This is a genomic window from Halorussus halophilus, from assembly GCF_008831545.1.
In the GTDB taxonomy this organism is placed as follows: domain Archaea; phylum Halobacteriota; class Halobacteria; order Halobacteriales; family Haladaptataceae; genus Halorussus; species Halorussus halophilus.
Window position 1 is genome coordinate 1851593 of sequence record NZ_CP044523.1, and the last position, 17833, is coordinate 1869425.

Here is a 17833-nt window from a genome sequence, read left to right on the forward strand (position 1 = left end):
CTTTCTCACCGATTTCGAACTTCGACCGACGTACCTCTCGGACCGGTGGTCACGACTGCGTCGAACAGATGCTCGAACGTGGCGACGGTCGTCTGGTCGTGAGCGGCAGGGTCTAAGCGATACCATCCGATGCCGTTGCTGTGCTCGACGCGACCGCTCACGAGATGCAGGAAAGAGAACGCGTCCTCGACGGTCACGTGGTCGAGGAGCGCGGTGAGAGAATCGAAGACGACCACTATCGACTCGTCGCCGCCGTGCCACCGCGTCAGCGCTTCGTTTATCTGGAGGCCGATGCCCGACAGGTCGTCCGGTGCTTCTCGCCGGACTTGTCCACGGGAGTGTTCGGTCGCCGGGGTGTCCTTCGTCGCTTCGACGACACGTACTTCGCTGGGGTCTACCGCCCGGAATCGGTCTCGAATAGCGTCGGTGTTGGTGTCGGCGTCGGTGTCTGCGTCAGCGTCGGTGTCGGCATAGCTAACGACGAGTAGGCGTGGTGACTCGGGAACTCGTTCGAGACAGAGTTCCTGCGTCTCGTCCGAGACGAGGGCCAGAACGCTCGTCCCGTTCGGTAGCGGTCTAGAATTCATATCTCCCTGTATCGAGAACGACTACTGAAACAGGTCATATTAACTTCTCGTTTTGCTGGCAAGAAGTTCCGACGAACCGCCCGCCGACTTCTACGGTCAGTCCGACGACGGGTCTGTGTCGGTCTCGTCTTCGTCGTCGTTCTCGTCGCGTTGGTCCAAACTTTCCTCGTGCTGGTCCGCGCGCGTTCCGTCGCCCTCGTTCGGTCGTCGCGCGAGTCGGTCGAACCGCGACTGAGCATCGGAAACGCGCCGCTCGGTCTCCTCGGCGTCGTACTCGATTTCGACGACGGTGCCGTCCCCCACTCGCAACTCGCAGACCGCGTCCTGCCGACGTGCCTCTTCGGGGAGTTCCGACGCCGACAGTAGCTTCTCGGCGACTACTCCGTCGTCGCCCTCCAACAGGAAGACGGCGACCCTGTTGTCGTCTCCGTCGTCTTCCTGCGTGTCCTCGAACCGGTCGAGTACTGCGGTGTAGGTGCCGTCAGCGACCATGTTGGGACGCTCCATTAGCCATCATACTGTTCCTCCAACACGAGTGTCCCTTCGGCAGTGTGGACGAAAACCGTGTCGCCGTCGTTGTTCCAGACTGGACTGTCGGCGTTCCAGTAGTAGTCCGGCGGTGCGTCTTCGCCGGTGCCGGTGTGGAGTGTGAGCGTTTCGCCCGGTTTCAGCGTCGTTCCTTGGGGGAAGGTGTACTCGTGGTCCGCCTCGTCGGAGACTGTCCATCCCGAGAGGTCGAGCGACTCTTGGCCGTCGTTTCGAAGGACGACGTACTCGTCGTTCAAATTCGACTGTTCTTCGCCCGCCGCGTCGGGGTGTGCCTCTGCGAGCGAGAGGGTTGCGTCTGCTTTGGCCCCAGTCGTACCACCATCTGTTGCAACGGTTTCGCCACTGGCCGTCCCCGACAGCGACTGCCCGCCACCGATTCGGAAGCGCCCGCGTTCTTCGAGCGGGTCGTCCGCACCCGGCGAGACGCCGGACACAGACCGAATTTTCGCGGGGTCTGTCGGGGCCGCACGCTGAGTTTTCACGACCACTCGGTCGCCGTCCGTCTCGAAGACGACGTCGCCGTGGACGCCGGTCCAGTAGGTCGGAATTTGGCGCTCGGCGAGTCGTTCGAGAACTTCGTCGTGTGGGTGCCCGTACGGTGAGTCGTACGCGCTCTGGATAGCGACGACGCGGGGCGTCGTCGCCGCGAGGAATCCGGGCGAACTGCTCGAATTACTACCGTGGTGCCCTGCCGAGAGGAGGGTCGAATCGAGTCGCTTCTGCTGGCTGTCTTGCAGATACCCTTCACCGTCGCGCTCGACGTCGCCGGGGAGTAGGACGCTGGCGTTCTCGTAGCCGACCCGAAGCACGAGGCTGTTCTCGTTGCGGTCCTTCCTGTCGAGGTAGCCCTTCGGTGGACTGAGAACTCGCACTGACGCGCCTTCCATCGGAATCACGTCGCCCGCTCGGGACTGATAGAGCGTGACGTTGTGTTCCTCCACGGCGTCGAGGTAGCGGTCGTAGGTATCTGTCGAAGCGGCGATTCCGGGGTCGTAGATTGCGCCGACACCGTCTGCTTGAGTCTCGTAGTAGTCGATGACCGCGGCGTGGCCGCCGATGTGGTCTGCGTCGGCGTGGGAGGTCACGAGATAGTCGATGCGAGAGATGTCGTGCTCCCGGAGGTAGTCGAGGACGTACTCGCCGTCGTCGTCCCAGTTGCCGGTGTCGTACAACAGCGTCTCACCCGACGGGCCGACGACGAGGATGCTCGTTCCCTGCCCGACGTGGATGAAGTGAACCGAAAGCGTCCCGTCGTCGGCGAGCGACCCGACAGTGGCGTCTCCCGTCCCTGTGTCTCCTCCGGTCGTCTCCGTTGGCCCGGACGCACCGAGACACCCGGCGAAGACGAGCAGGAGCGCGACGGAGAGGGCAGCGAGACTGGTGTGGGACAGAACGGCGTCTGCCGAAGATGACATGCGACTCGCTACGCACGGATACGGTAACACTTCTTTTCATCTACGTTGACAGGTCTGTCCGAGAACTCACGCGCTCCGGCCGGGCACAAGCGTTTAGCGGCGGGTTGTACTACTCTCACGCATGGTAGACGTGGCAGGTCACTTCGCGATGGCGTTGTTGTTCGTGCTACCGGCGTGGTATCTGGCCGACGACACCGGGACCGCTAGCCGGTTCGTCGGACTCGCCATGGTGACTGCGATGCTGCCCGACAGCGACCTCTTCTTGGGACAACTCTTGTTCCTCAACATCAACCACCACGGTATCACTCACTCGTTGACGTTCGTCGTCCCCGCGAGCATCGTCTTCGGGGCGATTGCGACGGGACTGGTCGTCTGGTACCCCCGACGAACGACACCGCGTGCAGTGAAGTCGGTCGAACCGCTCTCGGCGTTCAAGTTCACGACGGCGGCGTTTCTCGTCGGCGGGGTGAGCCACCTCTTCGCGGATATCCTTTCGGCACCGGACATCGCGCCGCCCATCAAGCCCCTGATGCCGTTCTCCTACGCGACGTTGGGCATCGACGTGGTCTACTACGACGGCGTCTTCGTGAATTTCGGGTTGCTCGTCGTAGCGCTCGTCGCGCACGGACTGGCGTATCGCTCGGCGAAAGCAGAATGACTGTTACTACTTCGCTTTCAGATTGTGAACCGCGTCGAGCCACTCGATTATCTCGGCGGTCGGTTCGATGGCGTCGGCGATAGCCTCAGCAGACTTGTACGCCATCGGCGCTTCGTCTACGACCGACTCGACGACGGACTCCGAGTAGACGCCCTCCATGGCTTCGCTGAACTCCGTCAGCGAGATGGTCTCGTGGGCGGCGCGGCGACTCATCACGCGGCCCGCGCCGTGCGGCGCGGTCTGGTGGTACGCCTCGTTCCCCTTTCCGCGGGCCAAAATCGACCCCTCGGCCATGTTGAACGGGACGACGAGTCGTTGGCCTTCGCGGGCGGGCGTCGCCCCCTTCCGGATGGTCATGTCTTCGAAGTCGATGAAGTTGTGCGTCGATTGGAACTGCTCTGCTGGTTCGACGCCGAGCGCGTCGCAGATTGCCTCGCTCATCAGTTCGCGGTTCCAGCGGGCGTACTGCTGGGCGAACAGCATGTCCACGTAGTAACCGTGGGCTTCGCGGCCCTCCAGCCAGTCGAGGTCTTCGTTTCGACTCGATTCTGCGTCGTGGGCGGGACGAAGACTCGCCAGTAGGTCGAAGGCGTCCTCGATGTCGCCGCCGTCGAAGTCTTGCCGGACTCGGTCCTTGCGGATGTGGGACTCGCCTTTGCCGCCCGTGACCCACTCGAAGAGGTCGCCACCTTCGACCGTCTCCGGGTCGAACTTGAGATAGTCGCCGTATCCCTCCGGGATCGCGTCTCGAATTTCATCCGCGCCGCGGTAGTCGGTCGCTTTCTCTTGCCAGTGCTGGGCCACCGACATGCCGAGATAGCGCGACCCGCTGTGGACGACGAGCCAATACTCGCCGGACTCGCGGCCGCGAGCGAACTCCACGAAGTGGTTCCCACCGCCGAGCGTTCCTGCACTCTGGATGACGTGGCCCATGCCTTGATTCTGGCTGGCTAGCACGCGCCGACAGAGCGACTTGAAGTACTCGCCGTCGTAGCCGTCGAAGTCGAACGTCAGCGGGTCGATTTCGCGGCCGAACTGCTCGCGGTACGCCGCGTCGAACTGTTCGAACACCTCGTTCGCTCGCTCGAAGGGGAACTCCTCGACGAGATGGGGCGCGTCGTCGTACTCGTGGACGTTTCTGCCCATCGGGACTGCCTGTCGGACGCGTCGTTCGCGCTCGTCGTCTTCGAGGGGTAGTTCGTCGCCGAGGTTGGTCGTGCACATGCCACAGCCGACGTCCACGCCGACGACGTTCGGAACGATGCGGTCGCCCAGCGGCATCGTGAACCCGATTGGCGCACCGGCACCCCAGTGGGTGTCGGCCATCACGCGAACCGGTTCGGTGAACGCGGGGTGGTCGATGAGTTCTTGAATCTGCGCTCGACACTGCTCCTCCACGAGGCTCTCGTCCTCGACCATCACGCGGGCGTCGGTGTGCGCCCCAGTCATCTCGATAGGCATCGCTACTACTCGATTCGAGCGGTTGCTGAGACAAGAAAGTGTCTGAATCGTGGTAGCACGCACCCCTCGAAACCGAACCGCCAATCGACGGGCCTCGTCGGAAACCGCGAAGTCCGGCACTTCATGGAAAGATACATTGCGGAATCTGGTGAACAGTTCGACATGGAAATCGAGGACGCTACGGTCGCTATCACCGGAGCAGGCGGACTAATCGGCTCGGCTATGTGTCGCCGACTCTCCGCCCCCGACATCGTCGCCATCGACAACTTCTCGAAGGGGAGACGGGAGTGGATTCCGGACGGTCCCGAGGTACGAGAGGCCGACCTCACCGACCCCGAAGACGTGGAAGCGGTCATCACCGACGACATCGACCTCGTCGTCCACCTCGCCGCGCGCTCGGACGCCAACGACGCGGACCCGCGCGGCCAGTACGAGGACAACGTGGCGATGGTGTACAACCTCCTCGAACGACTCGACGAAATCGACGTCGATAACTTCGCGTTCGCCTCCTCGTCTGCGGTCTACGGCGAGGCACCGCGACCGACGCCCGAGGACTACGCACCGCTTGAACCGACCAGCGAGTACGGCGCGAGCAAACTGGCTTGCGAAGGCGTCCTCTCGACGTACGCCCACTCGTACGGCCTGAACGTCTGGCAGTTCCGATTCGCGAACGTCATCGGCCTCCACCAGCGCGGCAACGTCGTCCCCGACTTCGTCGAGAAGCTACTGGACGACGGGTCACAACTCCACATCCTCGGCAACGGCCGACAGGAGAAGTCCTACGTCCACGTAGACGACTGCGTAGACGCGATGCTCCACGTCGTCCAGCACACCGACCCGTCACCGCTCACGACGTTCAACATCGGCACGGCGACCACGACGACGGTGACCCAAATCGCAGAAGTCGTCTCCGACGTGATGGGACTCGACCCCGAGTTCGTCTACGAAGGCGGCGAGCGCGGTTGGACGGGCGACGTACCGCGGATGAAACTCTCCACCTCGAAAATCGGCCAGACGGGGTGGTCGCCAGCGCACAGTAGCGAGGAAGCGATTCGCCGAGCGGCCGAAGAGTTGTACGAAGAACTGCGCTGAGCGGACTGATTCCAGCGCTACTTCTTCTCGAACGTCACCAGGTTGTTTCGGGGGACGCCGTACTGGGCGCTACTCGGATTGCCACGCGTCCCGGCAGTCTTCGTCACAGAACAGGTACACAACGACGTTCTCGTCGTCGAAGGACGTTCGCGTCGGAAGCCACTCCGTGCTATCGAGAAGGGTGCCACAGTCGGCACACACTTTCTCGACTGACTCGCTCTCTTTACTCTCTCTGCGAGAGGCGTCTGCAATCGTCTCGTCGCTCTCTCGGTCGGTCACTATCCCTCCTCCATCCGGTGCGGTCTCGTACAGTCCGAGGGGCGATTGGGTGAGTCTGTCGTGACGGGCGTCCGAATGTCGTGCTGTTTAGCTAGCATCGTCTGGTTTCGGTCTACGGTGTCTGTCGTCGGTCGAGCCTTCGATTAGGCGGTGTCTGCTTCCTCGGCGAGCGAGAGGGTCTCCGCGAGCGTCCCGTCGCCGTCTACCTTCGTGACTGTAATCGTGTTCTGACTGGTGACTGCCACCAGACAGTCGGCCATCTCGAAGACGACGACTCCCCGCCGTTTCTGTGGCACCGTCGGTCGGTCGAACAACTGGTCGAGTGCCCCCGCGTCGATACTCTCGTCGAGCGGCGGGAGTTCCGTCGCTGGTGTTCCGGTGACCTCCGAAACGGCGTCTACGATAGCGGTACTGGCCGATTCACCGTCTCGAAGCGTCTGTCGTGCTCTCTCGCTCATTATCTAATTATTTAGACTATCTCTCGGCGCGGCCATAGTCCTACGTCGTATATGTGTAGCCGTCACGGGAAACGCCCCGGTATAGATATAGGAACCGTGTAACCCGACGAGAGACGACGCTCGCGGAAGTCGTCGAGAGTTCGAAGAACGAAGGCTACGGATTTCGAAACGACTACTCGGTAACTGGATACGTGACCGACGAGTCGATCCAGGCGTGGTCGTTCTCGCTGTCCTGTAACACGACTCGCGGCTTCTCGTTTCGGTCGGTCTCGTACTTCGTCATTTCGTATCGGTCGAGCGCGTCCCACCGGGGGACGAACTGTCGCGCCATTACACCCACACCTCGGCGGCAGACGGACACACCGGGACCACATCTGACTGCGTTCGGGGTATTCGAAGGTCGGTGGCGGTCACGGCCGGTGTGTGCACTGATTCGGTGTCCGAAAACTGGACCATCTCTTGCATTGGCTTACTCCAGTCCAGTTGTTTCGGACAGAGTGGGATAGATTTGAATCGTATATGTGTAGGCACACAGCACCCCCCGCTAGTATACGTATTCGGTCGGCCGACGTCCGACTACTCGCGTCCGTCTCTCGCACCGGACGTGTCCGCCACTGACTCGCCGACTTGCGACGCCTGAATCGGGACCGCCGAACCAGGATTGGCGGACCGAAACTGACGAACCGGGACTACCGAACCGAGCTACCCGGTCGAGACTACTGAACCAATCCTCGTGAGCGCAGGTGTTTGTGTATTCGGGCGCGGGTGACCACGGGGGAATACACATACGAGGAACCCCTATTGGGGGACAGCAGTCTAGACTGTTGTATGTTCGTGCAAAACTGCGAGTTTTGTCAGACGACACTCAAAGCGGACTCCCTCCCTGAAATCAAGCAACGTGGAAAGGAACATCTCGCGAGTAACCACCACGAGAGCTTCGCAGAACTGTTCGCGGAGAAGTACGCTGGCAGACGATGCGGTAACGAGTGTGGCTACACGTTCCCCGATGACGTATCGAGAGTCGCTAACTCGGCATTTGTCTGCCCAAACTGTGACCACGACCACCTCAACCCGCTCGTCACGCAGTACGTGTTCTGGCGAATCAAACGCCAGTAAGTGGTCATGACCGCTCTCCGTCACTGCTCTCCGTTTGTCTCCGGATCTCCCTCGAAGATGAGGTCGAACAGTTTGCGCTCACCTTTGCGGAGATGCCGATTTACCGTTGGTTGGGACACATCGAGGATTTCGGCCACTTCACTCCCGGAACTGTCCCGCGGGAAGTTGAAGAAGCCCGCGTAGTAGGCCGTCCGCAACACTTCTTCCTCGCGTTCGGTCAGTCGCTCTTCGTAGAGCGCTTGGAACTCCTGTTCGGTCCGAATCGGCCGGTCGAGTTCGCGGCGTGCGGTGAGTTCTGCACCGTCGTACGTCTGGAGGAACATCTCCAGAAACGCTTTGATGTCGCCGGTACTCGGGAGTTCGACCGTCAGTTGCGCGCCGTCCCCGGTGGCCGTGAGTTCGGTCGGGTGGGCACCCGCTTGCAGACAGGACGCGAGGAAACTCGACTCACTCACGGTCGCCTCGTAGAGGTATCCTTCTTCGCGCTCAGCGATGAGGTTGAGGTCGTTGATGACGGTGGACCGACGGCTGTACTCCTCGACTCGTTCGGGCGGGCTTCCCGAGACGGTGAAGAACGCCCGCAGCGAACTGTCGGCCTGTTCGACCAACGCCTCGAACTCGAACAGACTGTCTTCGTCTCTGGCGAACTGCACGGCTGCGATGTCGGCGTTCGAAATCTGGAACTGCAGTTCGACTGCTCTGTCGCTCACCAACGCCTTCTTGCGCTCCAGCGCGTTGATGGCGTAGCCGATCATCTGCCCTAACTCTTCCAACACCGTCATCTCTAACTCGTCGAAGACGCCCGGCGTCGCTGCGTACAAGTTCAAGACGCCGTACAGCGTCCCCATGTAGACCAGCGGCACGGAGATACTCGACCGGTATCCTCGCTGGAGCGCTTCGGCTCGCCACGGGTCGAACGGCGGGTCGCGATGTAGGTTGTTCTGGACTTGAGGTTCGTGGGTTTCGACAGCGCGCCCAGCCGGGCCGTTTCCGGTCGGCGATTCGTCTGCCGTGATCGTGATAGCGTCCAGATACCCCTGTTCGACGCCAGCGGACTCTCGGGAGACTATCTCTCCCCCGATAGCGTTCTGTTCGCCGATCCAGACGAACCGGTACGGGTCGGAGTTCGCCAGCAGCGTACAGACGGACTGCTCGATTTCCTCTCGACTGGAAGCCTGGGTCAACAACTGTGTGAGGTCTCGAATCACCGAATTGATTCGGTTGACTCGTTCGAGCGTCGTCGTCCGGTCTTCCAACTCCTCAGTGCGCTCTCTGAGTTGTGCTTCACGCTCGACGCGGTCGAGGGCGGCTTCGACGTTCGCCACGAAGATGTTCGCAAGCGTGGCGTCCTGTTCACTGAACGCATCGGGAGTCGTCGCACCACTGATGAACACGCCGTAGCTCCCGATAGGGAGGACGATGACGCTCTCTAGGGGCGTTTCGGCATCGGCTAGTTCTGCGTCCGATTCGATGTCGTTGACGACTCGCTCTCGTTGTTCGGTGTACACGCGCCACGGAAGGTCGCGCTCGGCTTCGAACAGCAATTCGTCGCCCACGAGTTCGGTCACCTCGGACGTCCTCGCAATCGGTGCCAACCGGCCGGTCTGGTCGTCGTAGCGTTCGATGGCCGTCATAGGCAGTTCGAGCGCCTCGTGAGCCGTCTCGACGGCCATCTCACACACTTCCTGTGCGGTCTCGGCAGTCGTGAGGGCTTGCGCGAGTTCGTTGAGTTGTTTCAGTTGCTCCTCTCGGCGCTTGCGGGCACTGATGTCTCGAACGACGCCCACCCTGCCGTTGCGCCCGTCCCCGAGTGGGAGCAGCGAGATTCGAGCCTCGATAGGTAACGGATTCCCGCCCGCAGTCTGGAGGACCGCTTCGTACGTCATCACGTCTTGGTCCGTTTCGGCGAGTTCGGCCTGAATCTCCTCGACGTCGGCACTGATTTGTTCGGACGTAATCATCGTCGCTGGCTGGCCGAGAATCTCTTCGCGAGGGTAGCCGACCATGTCCGCGTAGGCCTGATTCACGCCGATGAATCGGCCCTCCTCGTCGAGTGCGTAGACGCCGTCGCGGGCGGTCTCCAGCATCGCGTTGGCCTGTTCGAGTTCTCGCTCTCGTTCTTTGCGCTCGGTGACGTCCTCGAACGCGAAGACCGTCTTCGTGACCGCCCCAGTCTCGTCTTCGAGTGGCGCACCGTTGACGGACAGCCAACGGGGTTCCCCTCCCGGACGCCGAACTTGCACTTCCTGCTGGAGAGATTCGCCGGTCTCCAAGACTTTCCGATACGGTCGTTGCGGGTCCTCGATTGGGTCGCCGCGCTCGTCCATTGTCTGGAGTTCGAGGTCGTCGTAGGTCAAGTCAGAATCGTCGTCTAGCGACACGTCGAGTATCGACTCCGCGGCGTCGTTCACGTACTCGAACTGCCCCTGTGCGTCTATGATGACGATACCGAGCGGACTGGTTTCGAGGATACGAGTCTTGAGATTACGCTCCTCGCGGAGTGCCTGTTCCGCCTGTTTGCGGAGCATGAGGCGTCCGAGACTCGCCGCAACTCCCGCGGTCGCCTGTATCATACCGTCGTCGGACTCACGATGCTCGGGCATCGCGAAGACGACTACCGCGACGACCTTGCCACCGGCCGTAATCGGAACCCCGAGTGCGGCCTGTAGTCCGACTCGCGCTGCCTCGTCGGCCCGAACGAACTGCGCTTCGGGTTCGCTGGACACGTCGGACATCCACTCCGGTTCGGCCGACTCCCAGACGCGTCCAGGGAGGCCTTCGTTACGCTTGAACGTCATCGACTCGGACGCCTCGTAGAAGCGCAGGTAGTCGTTCGATTCGACGTACTTCGAGGTGTGACGCGCGAGGTGCGTCCCTTCTTCGTCAGGCACCCACGCTTCACCGTACGCCCAGTTCATCGCCTCACCCACGTCGCTCAACGCGATTTCTACGCCCTCTTCGAACGTGCTCGCCTCCGCGATTTCGCGGGTGACCTCGTGGAGGAGTTCGCGTTCGGCCCGCAGTTCTTTCTTCTCGCTGACGTCCCGGAGGATGCCGGTGAAGAAGTGTTCCCCGTCGTACGTGAGTTCGCTAAAGGAGATGCTCAGCGGGACTTCGCTCCCGTCTTTGTGCTGGGCCGGAAGTTCGATGTTCTCCCAATCGAGTTGCTGCTCACCGGTATCCAGATACCGCTGGAACGCCGACTCGTGTCTCTCGGCGAGAGGGTCGCTCATGAGTTGCGTCAGCGGTTCACCGATTATTTCCTCCGGTTCGTACCCCAAGATGTCTTCGATGGCCGGGTTCGCGAAGTGAATCACGCTCTCCGTGTCGATGGTGACGATCGAGTCCGGCGTGGTTCGAGCGAGCGATTCGAGTTGGCGTGCTGGTTTCTCCAATCCGGGGCGCTCGACCGCAAACCCCTCCGAACCCGAGGACTCCTCCGGCCCGTCTGCTTTGGCCTGACGTGCGGTATCGAACTGATTGTGCAGTCGGTTAGTGAGCGCCGAAACATCCGCCGAATCGTCGTCAATGGGCACGATTTCGTCGATGCCCGACGAGTACGCGTCTCGGAGAAGACTCGCCGTGACGTCGTCGGTGAGGAGAATTGTGGTCATAGACGGTCGGTCGGCCAACACGGACGTGAGAAACGAAATGCCGTCCGTCGAATCGAGGTCGTAGCGACTGACGATAGCGTCGTACGCAGTCCGTTCGCACCGCTGGACGGCACGCTCCGTAGTCTGGACAGTATCGACGAGAAACTCCGAGGCAGTTGCTTCCAGGGCATTGGAACGCGACGTGCTGACCGCTTCGTTCGGTTCGACGTAGAGGATGTGAATTGTAGCGGTACTCATTTTGGACCTGTCCCATCACCCGCCCAGTTACTGTGTCTTTCTAGCTAGACGGTCGTAGACTGAAAAAACGTGTGGCCGTCTGGCGACCGGCTTTCTCGGTCCGAACGGCTATCTTTAGTCAAACGACCTTAGTTGGGCTCTGGTTCCCATTAGTCGTCGATTGGCAGTCGATGCCCGTCAGAAAAACGCGTTCAAATTACCGCTCGGAGGAAGCAACACCGTCTAGAAACACAGATTCACAGTTATGCTGCTCGACGCCGTTCGAGGGTGGCATGAGTGACCAACTCAGCGACCAAGTCGCCGTCGTAACGGGTGGCGCGAGCGGAATCGGCCGAGCAATCGCACGAATCTTCGCCGAAAACGGTGCCGACGTGGTGGTCGCCGACGTTCGAGACACCCCACGCGAAGGCGGGACGCCGACGCACGAACTCATCGAGGACGAAACAGACAATCGAGCTGCGTTCGTTGAGTGCGACGTCTCCGACACTGACGACCTCGAAGCCACAGTCGCGACCGCCGACGAGTTCGGCGGCGTCACCGTGTGGGTGAACAACGCCGGCATCTTCCGGACCGAGGAGTTTTTCGACGTGACACCCGAGGAGTACGACCAATTGCTGAACGTCAACGTCAAAGGCGCGTTCTTCGGCGCACAGTACGCCGCCGAAGCGATGGTCGAACGCTGCGGCGGAAGCATCATCAACGTCTCCAGTGTCGCCGGTATCCTCGGCAACGGCGGCTACGTCAGTTACTGCACCTCGAAAGGTGCCCTCCGACTACTGACCTACGCACTCGCGCATCGACTCGGCCCCGACGGCGTGCGAGTGAACGCGATTCACCCCGGTGGCGTCGAAACCGCGATGCTGGGGGACGCCCACCTCGACGACCAAGCCCGTGACGCGTTCGTGCAAGCCATTCCGTCCCGTCGGATGGGCGAACCGAACGACATCGCCGACGCCGCCCTCTTCCTGGCGAGCGACCGCTCGTCGTACGTCAACGGCGAATCGCTACTCGTGGATGGTGGCTACACCAACACTGGGTAGACGACGGCGTGGAAATCACATTGTCCCTCTACTCCGCGGCGTGCAAGAACCACCGCTCGTTACGTGCCTCAGCGTGGAATACTGTCACGAAGCAGACGTGCACGTACAGGGACCACACTTCACAAGACAACTCCATTTCGGAAGGATACCCGACGAAGCCAATCCTTACACGATTAGAACCCACAAGCGAGATTCTAGCGTGAAGAACACGGCCCGATAGGGAGTCACCCCTCCCGAAAGAGACACACCAATAAGGGGCGAGTAGTGGGTAGTGAAGGAGTGGAAAAATGGTTTCTGGGTTTTCGCTTCGGCGAACGTAAAACTGGTAGATAGCAGCGTGAACACGCTGTATTCTGGGTGTACGTTCTCAGCGCACCCCCTACCTCAAACTATTCTGACAGCCCGATACCCATTCCGAATCACCAGATAGCATCTGGGTATCGAACTTCTCGGGGAGTTCCTCCCCAGAAAGACGCATATGATGCGAGGCACCCCTCGTTGGGAATTCTCTCTACACCACCGCAGTCCCGTGGTTTCTACCATTCGATCATCCCCACGCAGCTAGTCTCCACTACCCTCTCACCCTCGATACCCCTCCTCAGCACGACCCCATCGAAGTACTTTCGGGGACTACGCAGACGTATCGAACCCGACTCTGCACTCGAACGCCCCGCTCCTGCCCGCAGTACCCGTGAATCCGTCATCCACTCACTAGTGAGAGCAGTCGAAGTCCGCATCTCCATCTTGGCTTTCGAAACGACAGGGATGGTGCCATGCCCAACATTGCGTCTAGTGTATCGCCAAACGTACACCCCCTCAACATCGATCTCAACTTCTAAGATTCATCGAGACGCCCGCTACCGCCAGCAGCAATCACGTACATCCCTCTATTCATCCGGGAGAACACTTCTGAAGGGCGTCTGTTCGATATTTATATCATACGCTGTAGCTGATTCCAGTAGTAGCTGAGAGCCACGATTCTATACAGGCAGTAGAGTGGTCCTATGGGGTGTTTCCAGAATGAGCGCATTCTGGCCCCCAATTCAATTCCGTGGATTTGAAGTTCAAAACCGGGTGTACACGCCTGTTTTTCCATATCTCGACGCCTGACTTCCAGATCATACGCTTCGCACCCAGAGTATCGAATCCAGTGATTTCTCTGGATAGCAGCCATCTCACAAGGATACACGTCCTTCGTCTAGCCAACTCTCTTGGGGAGGACAAGAATCTGAAACCGCCGAATGCAAGTTCAAAACCGGGGATGTACCGTGAAATTCGATATTCGGGCGTCGAACGCTTCCCTAGACCGTTACCCCAGCACTATCCTGGATTCCATCTTGCTTCTCTCATCACCGGATAGAAGCTATGTCTACGTCGAAATCACCAAACAGGGGTTCGATAGCAGTCAACTAGAACTCAGTGCTCGTTGGCTACTGAATTTGAGGGTGTACACCCCCTAACGCAAGTCTACTCCCGGGAATCCCCCGGTTTGTACTCTGCTCTCAGTCCGGCGTAGCGCAATCCTCGAAAGAGAACACTCACTTCAACGGGGTGGACAATTCGTAGCGCCCCCTCTCGATTGCACCCGTCCGACCACACGACGACAACAACCACGATTATGACCACGAACGCTCTGCTCGCGCTCGGGGGATTCTATCTGGCCCTGACAGGCGAGGGCCATGTCAACACCAGAGCCACTCCCCGAGAGCACCACGTGTCCAACCTGCAACCGCGAATTCAATACTGAAAGAGGGATGCGCGTCCACCACACCACCGTCCACGACGAACAACTCCCCAACCAACACTGCTCGGACTGTGACACCGCATTCTACGCGCCATACACTGATCGAGTCCGGTGTGAGGACTGCAACCGGCCACACCAAACAGGACCACGCGATACGACACGCGGCGACACCACCGGAATCTGCCTTACCTGTGATTCGACGTTCACGTACTACTCCTCAGAGAAAGAAGGCCACTACTGTCCAGAATGTGTCGCTGACGACAATATCGATTGCACCGTTCACGTCCAAACCACAGCGCAGGTGTCGGTCTCCTGTGCGAACTGTGACGAACCACAGTCGGTGTTTCCCTCAGAAGCCATCGAACAAACTAATCACTTCTGCGACCGTGCCTGTTATCGCGAGTGGCTATCCACGACGCAACAAGCCGAAGGAAAGTGGAGTAAGGCAGATAATCCCAACTGGAACGGCGGCATAGCTCTAGATGAACCGTACGGCGAGGGCTGGCCGCAAGCACGTCAACGAACCCTCGAACGTGACGACCATACCTGCCAGCGCTGTGGAGACACCAACAACGAACTCGGCCAAAACCCAGACGTCCACCACATCCACCCCGTGAGAACATTCGACGATCCGCGTAACGCGCACACGCTCGACAACCTCATCTGCCTCTGCCGAACATGTCATCTTGCCGTTGAACAAACTGATGCGACGCTCAAGCACAACTGCAACCGAGAGAAACCATACATAAAGACAAATAACTAACCCATACACGAACCCCACCAAAAACTAAGAAACACATAGAAAACCCATTCTTCCACTTAGAATCTAAGGAAAATTGGAGTGCTCCGTCAGGGATTCGAACCCTGGTCCTTGCCGTGAGAGGGCAAGATGATTGGCCGGACTACACCAACAGAGCACGTCGGCGTTTCTTCGCAATTCACGGTAGTGCCAGAATAGGTTTAAGAGTTGCGTTTCGGCCGTTGCGTGGCGGGAATTCTCATGACACAGACGCCGAACGAGCGACGGTTACGAACGGTTCACGGATGGACAATCCAGAATTTCTCACTCGTTCAGGGTGACAGCTACGAATAGAAGTAACCCATCCGACTGTTTATCGGCACGCGAAATCGTTCAGCCGCTGTCTTCCAGCGGTGACCCTGCGGCGTCGGGTTCGTGGCCTTCGAGGCTGATGATGTTCTCGCGGCCGACGCGGAGTTTGCTGATGTCGCCTTCCTCTTCCATTTCGGAGAGGAGCATGCTCACTTTCGACTTCGACCAGCCAGTCTCGTCTACGATGTTGACCTGCTTCATGCGTCCGCCGTTCTCGTCCAAGAGCTTTCGGACGCGGGCTTCGTCGGTGAGTAGTTCTTCGTCACTGACCGACGGTTCCGAGGACGCCGACTCGTCGCGACGACGAGTCGTGGCGGTAGCGCCACCGGGACTACCACCGCTTCCGGGGTTGTTGTCGTTGCCACCGGTTAGTGACCCGAAGTCGCCCTGTCGCCACGCGAACGCGGCGGCGAGTCCCAACAGGAGGACGACTGCTGCGACGAACAGCATGAGTGGCGACCCACCGTCTCCGTTGCCGTCACCTCCCGGTGGTTGGCTCGCGTTCCCGTCTTGGGTCGTGTTGTTCGACGGGCCCGACCCGTTGTCGCCCGTCGTCGTCGTGGTCTCTTGTTTGACTTCCTTGAACGTCACGCGTGGCCGACGGTCGGTGAAGTCTCGTTCACCCTTCCACGTTATCGACTCACTGCTCGCCAAGTTATCTCCGGACGGTGACCAGCCATCTGGCGAAGCAGACGCGAATTTGAGTCCCGACCCAGTGTGAACGACTAACGATTGGTTCGGTCCGATGTAGAGTCCACCTTCGAATACGTCACCAATGAATGGTTGTCCGCTGTCTTCCGTCGCGCCCACGAACGCAGACCACTGGAACGACATGGTCACGACCCCACGGTTTTTGCTGGCGAGGCCGTCGAGTTTTGCCTGCTTGGAGAATTCTTCGGCTTTCATCGTCCGTCCAGTCGCGTTCTGTCCGGCGCTCGCTAGTTGGCGCGCCTGCTGTTTGAAGTTGGAGTAGAGTTTCGTGGAGTTGTTGTTGAACTCCTTAGCGAACTGTCTGAACTGTTGGCGTTCGGACTCGTTGTTCAGCGTTCGCTGGTAGACGAACGTCCACTTCGCGCTTCCGTTGTCGTAGACCGTAATGTGAAACTCGACGCTGTCGAAGTCGTCCGCAGCACCCAAGCTCTTCGGAGTCGCGGACACGTCTCGCGTAGGCTGGGCCTCTGTAATCGCCCCTACAGGGATTGCCCCGACGAGTAAGGCGGCCACGAGGCCGACAACCACCAGCCGTCTCATGTACGTTATTGCTCCATTGCCCGGTATAAAAGACCTTTTGACGTAGGACTGTCACCGAACCATGGTACCAGATGACATGACTCGTGCCGTCGATTGCCACGCTGTCACGTCCTCCAGTGGGTTCGAATCTAACACCAAGAGGTCTGCTCTGTAGCCTTCAGACACTTTTCCGGAGTCGGAGAGTCCCAGCAAGTTGGCGGCGTTGACCGTCGCGGCCTCCAACGCGTGCCGTTCGGAGAGTCCGTACTCGACCAGTAGTTCCAGTTCTTCGGGACTGTCGCCGTGGAAGTTGAACGGCGTCCCGGCGTCGGTTCCCATGGCGATGGGGACGCCGGCGTCGAGCGCGTGGTCGAACGCGTCTTCGAACGCGTCGGACGCTTCCTCGGCTTTACGAACTGCGTACTCTGGGATTCCTGCCGTTGTTCCGGCCTCCTCGATGCCGTGGAGGGCTTTGGCTGTCGGCACCCAGTACGTCCCTCGGTCGGCCATCAATTCGGCCGCCTCGCGGTCCATGAACGTCGCGTGTTCGACGCTGGAGACGCCCGCGCGGACGGCGTTCTTGATGCCCGCCGTGCCGTGGGCGTGGGCCGCGGTCGGAACACGCTTCGCGGCGGCCACTTCTATCAGCGCGGTCAACTCCGCTTCGTCGAGTTCGGGCGCGCCGACCATCGCGCCTTCCGTCAGGACACCCCCAGTCGCCATGCACTTGACCACGTCAGCGCCGCGCTTGAGTTGCTCTCGGGCTGCTTTCTTGACCTCCGGGACGCCGTCGGCCTCCCTGCCGAACCAGTGGCCGTGACCGCCGGTCATGATGACGTTCTGTCCGCACGCCAGCACTCGCGGGCCGTCGAGAACGCCTGCCTCGACCGCCTTGCGGGCGTCGAGTGCGAGCGAACCGGGTGCGCCGAGGTCACGAACAGTCGTCACGCCTGCGTCGAGTGCGGCTTCGAGGTTCGCCGCGGCACGGTACGCCAGCGTCGCTTCGCTGTCGTCTTTTGTCGAACTCAGGTCGGCCCGCCCGTCTGCCATCAGGTGAACGTGTGCGTCTATCAGTCCGGGGACGACGTACTGTCCGTCTGCATCCACGACATCGGCCGACTCGGGAGCCGTCGAGTCACCGCGTGCGGTCACCTTGGTAACCATTCCATCTTCGACGACCACGTCGGCGGCCCGCGCACCATCTGCGTCTACGACCGTTCCACCACGGAGTACCAGCATCGT

At 60.2% G+C, this 17833-nt stretch carries 15 protein-coding genes and 1 tRNA gene; 5 read left to right on the top strand and 11 right to left on the bottom strand.

What is annotated here, in order from left to right; all coding sequences use genetic code 11:
- Positions 1-5 precede the first annotated feature (5 nt).
- The 3 genes from F7R90_RS09110 to F7R90_RS09120 form a co-directional block, all read right to left on the bottom strand.
- Positions 6-587 (bottom strand): DUF7504 family protein, encoded by a 582-nt coding sequence (locus tag F7R90_RS09110; protein WP_158057124.1) that lies wholly within the window; start codon positions 585-587, stop codon positions 6-8.
- 96 nt (positions 588-683) lie between these two features.
- Entirely contained in the window at positions 684-1094 is a 411-nt protein-coding gene (locus F7R90_RS09115; RefSeq protein WP_225741128.1) for a DUF3006 family protein, read from the bottom strand.
- The gene (locus tag F7R90_RS09120; RefSeq protein WP_158057126.1) at positions 1094-2551 is read right to left on the bottom strand and encodes a lamin tail domain-containing protein; all 1458 of its coding nucleotides are present in this window, start codon (positions 2549-2551) and stop codon (positions 1094-1096) included. The genes F7R90_RS09115 and F7R90_RS09120 overlap by 1 nt, the downstream gene beginning before the upstream one ends.
- A gap of 121 nt (positions 2552-2672) precedes the next feature.
- Between F7R90_RS09120 and F7R90_RS09125 the strand changes: the two genes are divergently transcribed.
- Positions 2673-3209: a metal-dependent hydrolase gene (locus F7R90_RS09125; RefSeq protein ID WP_158057128.1), complete on the top strand. Its 537-nt coding sequence runs from the start codon at positions 2673-2675 to the stop codon at positions 3207-3209.
- Positions 3210-3215: 6 nt separating this feature from the next.
- Here the strand turns inward: F7R90_RS09125 and F7R90_RS09130 are convergent, their stop codons facing one another.
- Positions 3216-4670 carry an RtcB family protein gene (locus F7R90_RS09130; RefSeq protein WP_158057130.1) on the bottom strand — a complete coding sequence of 485 codons (1455 nt, stop codon included), beginning with the start codon at positions 4668-4670 and terminating at the stop codon, positions 3216-3218.
- Positions 4671-4832: 162 nt separating this feature from the next.
- On the opposite strand from F7R90_RS09130, the gene F7R90_RS09135 reads away from it, so the two are divergent.
- Positions 4833-5762, top strand: a complete 930-nt coding sequence (locus F7R90_RS09135; protein WP_158058879.1) for an NAD-dependent epimerase/dehydratase family protein — start codon at positions 4833-4835, stop codon at positions 5760-5762.
- 69 nt (positions 5763-5831) lie between these two features.
- Here the strand turns inward: F7R90_RS09135 and F7R90_RS09140 are convergent, their stop codons facing one another.
- From F7R90_RS09140 to F7R90_RS22150, 3 genes are all read right to left on the bottom strand, one after another.
- On the bottom strand, positions 5832-6041 hold the full coding sequence (locus F7R90_RS09140) for a DUF7576 family protein (RefSeq protein ID WP_158057132.1): 210 nt from the start codon (positions 6039-6041) through the stop codon (positions 5832-5834).
- Positions 6042-6184: 143 nt separating this feature from the next.
- Positions 6185-6499: a HalOD1 output domain-containing protein gene (locus F7R90_RS09145; RefSeq protein ID WP_158057134.1), complete on the bottom strand. Its 315-nt coding sequence runs from the start codon at positions 6497-6499 to the stop codon at positions 6185-6187.
- A gap of 172 nt (positions 6500-6671) precedes the next feature.
- Positions 6672-6830, bottom strand: a complete 159-nt coding sequence (locus F7R90_RS22150; RefSeq protein WP_192498267.1) for a hypothetical protein — start codon at positions 6828-6830, stop codon at positions 6672-6674.
- 497 nt (positions 6831-7327) lie between these two features.
- Here F7R90_RS22150 and F7R90_RS09150 point away from each other — a divergent pair, with 497 nt between their 5' ends.
- A complete protein-coding gene (locus F7R90_RS09150) occupies positions 7328-7615 on the top strand; it encodes a hypothetical protein (RefSeq protein ID WP_158057136.1) in 288 nt (95 codons plus the stop codon).
- Positions 7616-7635: 20 nt separating this feature from the next.
- Here F7R90_RS09150 and F7R90_RS09155 read toward each other — a convergent pair whose 3' ends face one another.
- Positions 7636-11466, bottom strand: a complete 3831-nt coding sequence (locus F7R90_RS09155; RefSeq protein WP_158057138.1) for a PAS domain S-box protein — start codon at positions 11464-11466, stop codon at positions 7636-7638.
- A gap of 272 nt (positions 11467-11738) precedes the next feature.
- On the opposite strand from F7R90_RS09155, the gene F7R90_RS09160 reads away from it, so the two are divergent.
- Both F7R90_RS09160 and F7R90_RS22820 read left to right on the top strand, forming a co-directional pair.
- Positions 11739-12506 carry an SDR family oxidoreductase gene (locus tag F7R90_RS09160; protein ID WP_158057140.1) on the top strand — a complete coding sequence of 256 codons (768 nt, stop codon included), beginning with the start codon at positions 11739-11741 and terminating at the stop codon, positions 12504-12506.
- Positions 12507-14260: 1754 nt separating this feature from the next.
- Positions 14261-15013, top strand: coding sequence for an HNH endonuclease (locus tag F7R90_RS22820; protein WP_225741317.1), 753 nt, complete (start codon positions 14261-14263; stop codon positions 15011-15013).
- Between the two features lie 79 nt (positions 15014-15092).
- Here F7R90_RS22820 and F7R90_RS09170 read toward each other — a convergent pair.
- From F7R90_RS09170 to F7R90_RS09180, 3 genes are all read right to left on the bottom strand, one after another.
- Positions 15093-15167, bottom strand: a tRNA-Glu gene (locus F7R90_RS09170).
- A gap of 215 nt (positions 15168-15382) precedes the next feature.
- A complete protein-coding gene (locus F7R90_RS09175; protein WP_158057144.1) occupies positions 15383-16612 on the bottom strand; it encodes a helix-turn-helix transcriptional regulator in 1230 nt (409 codons plus the stop codon).
- A 51-nt stretch (positions 16613-16663) separates the two neighbouring features.
- On the bottom strand, positions 16664-17830 hold the full coding sequence (locus F7R90_RS09180) for a metal-dependent hydrolase family protein (protein ID WP_158057146.1): 1167 nt from the start codon (positions 17828-17830) through the stop codon (positions 16664-16666).
- Between the last annotated feature and the right edge of the window lie 3 nt (positions 17831-17833).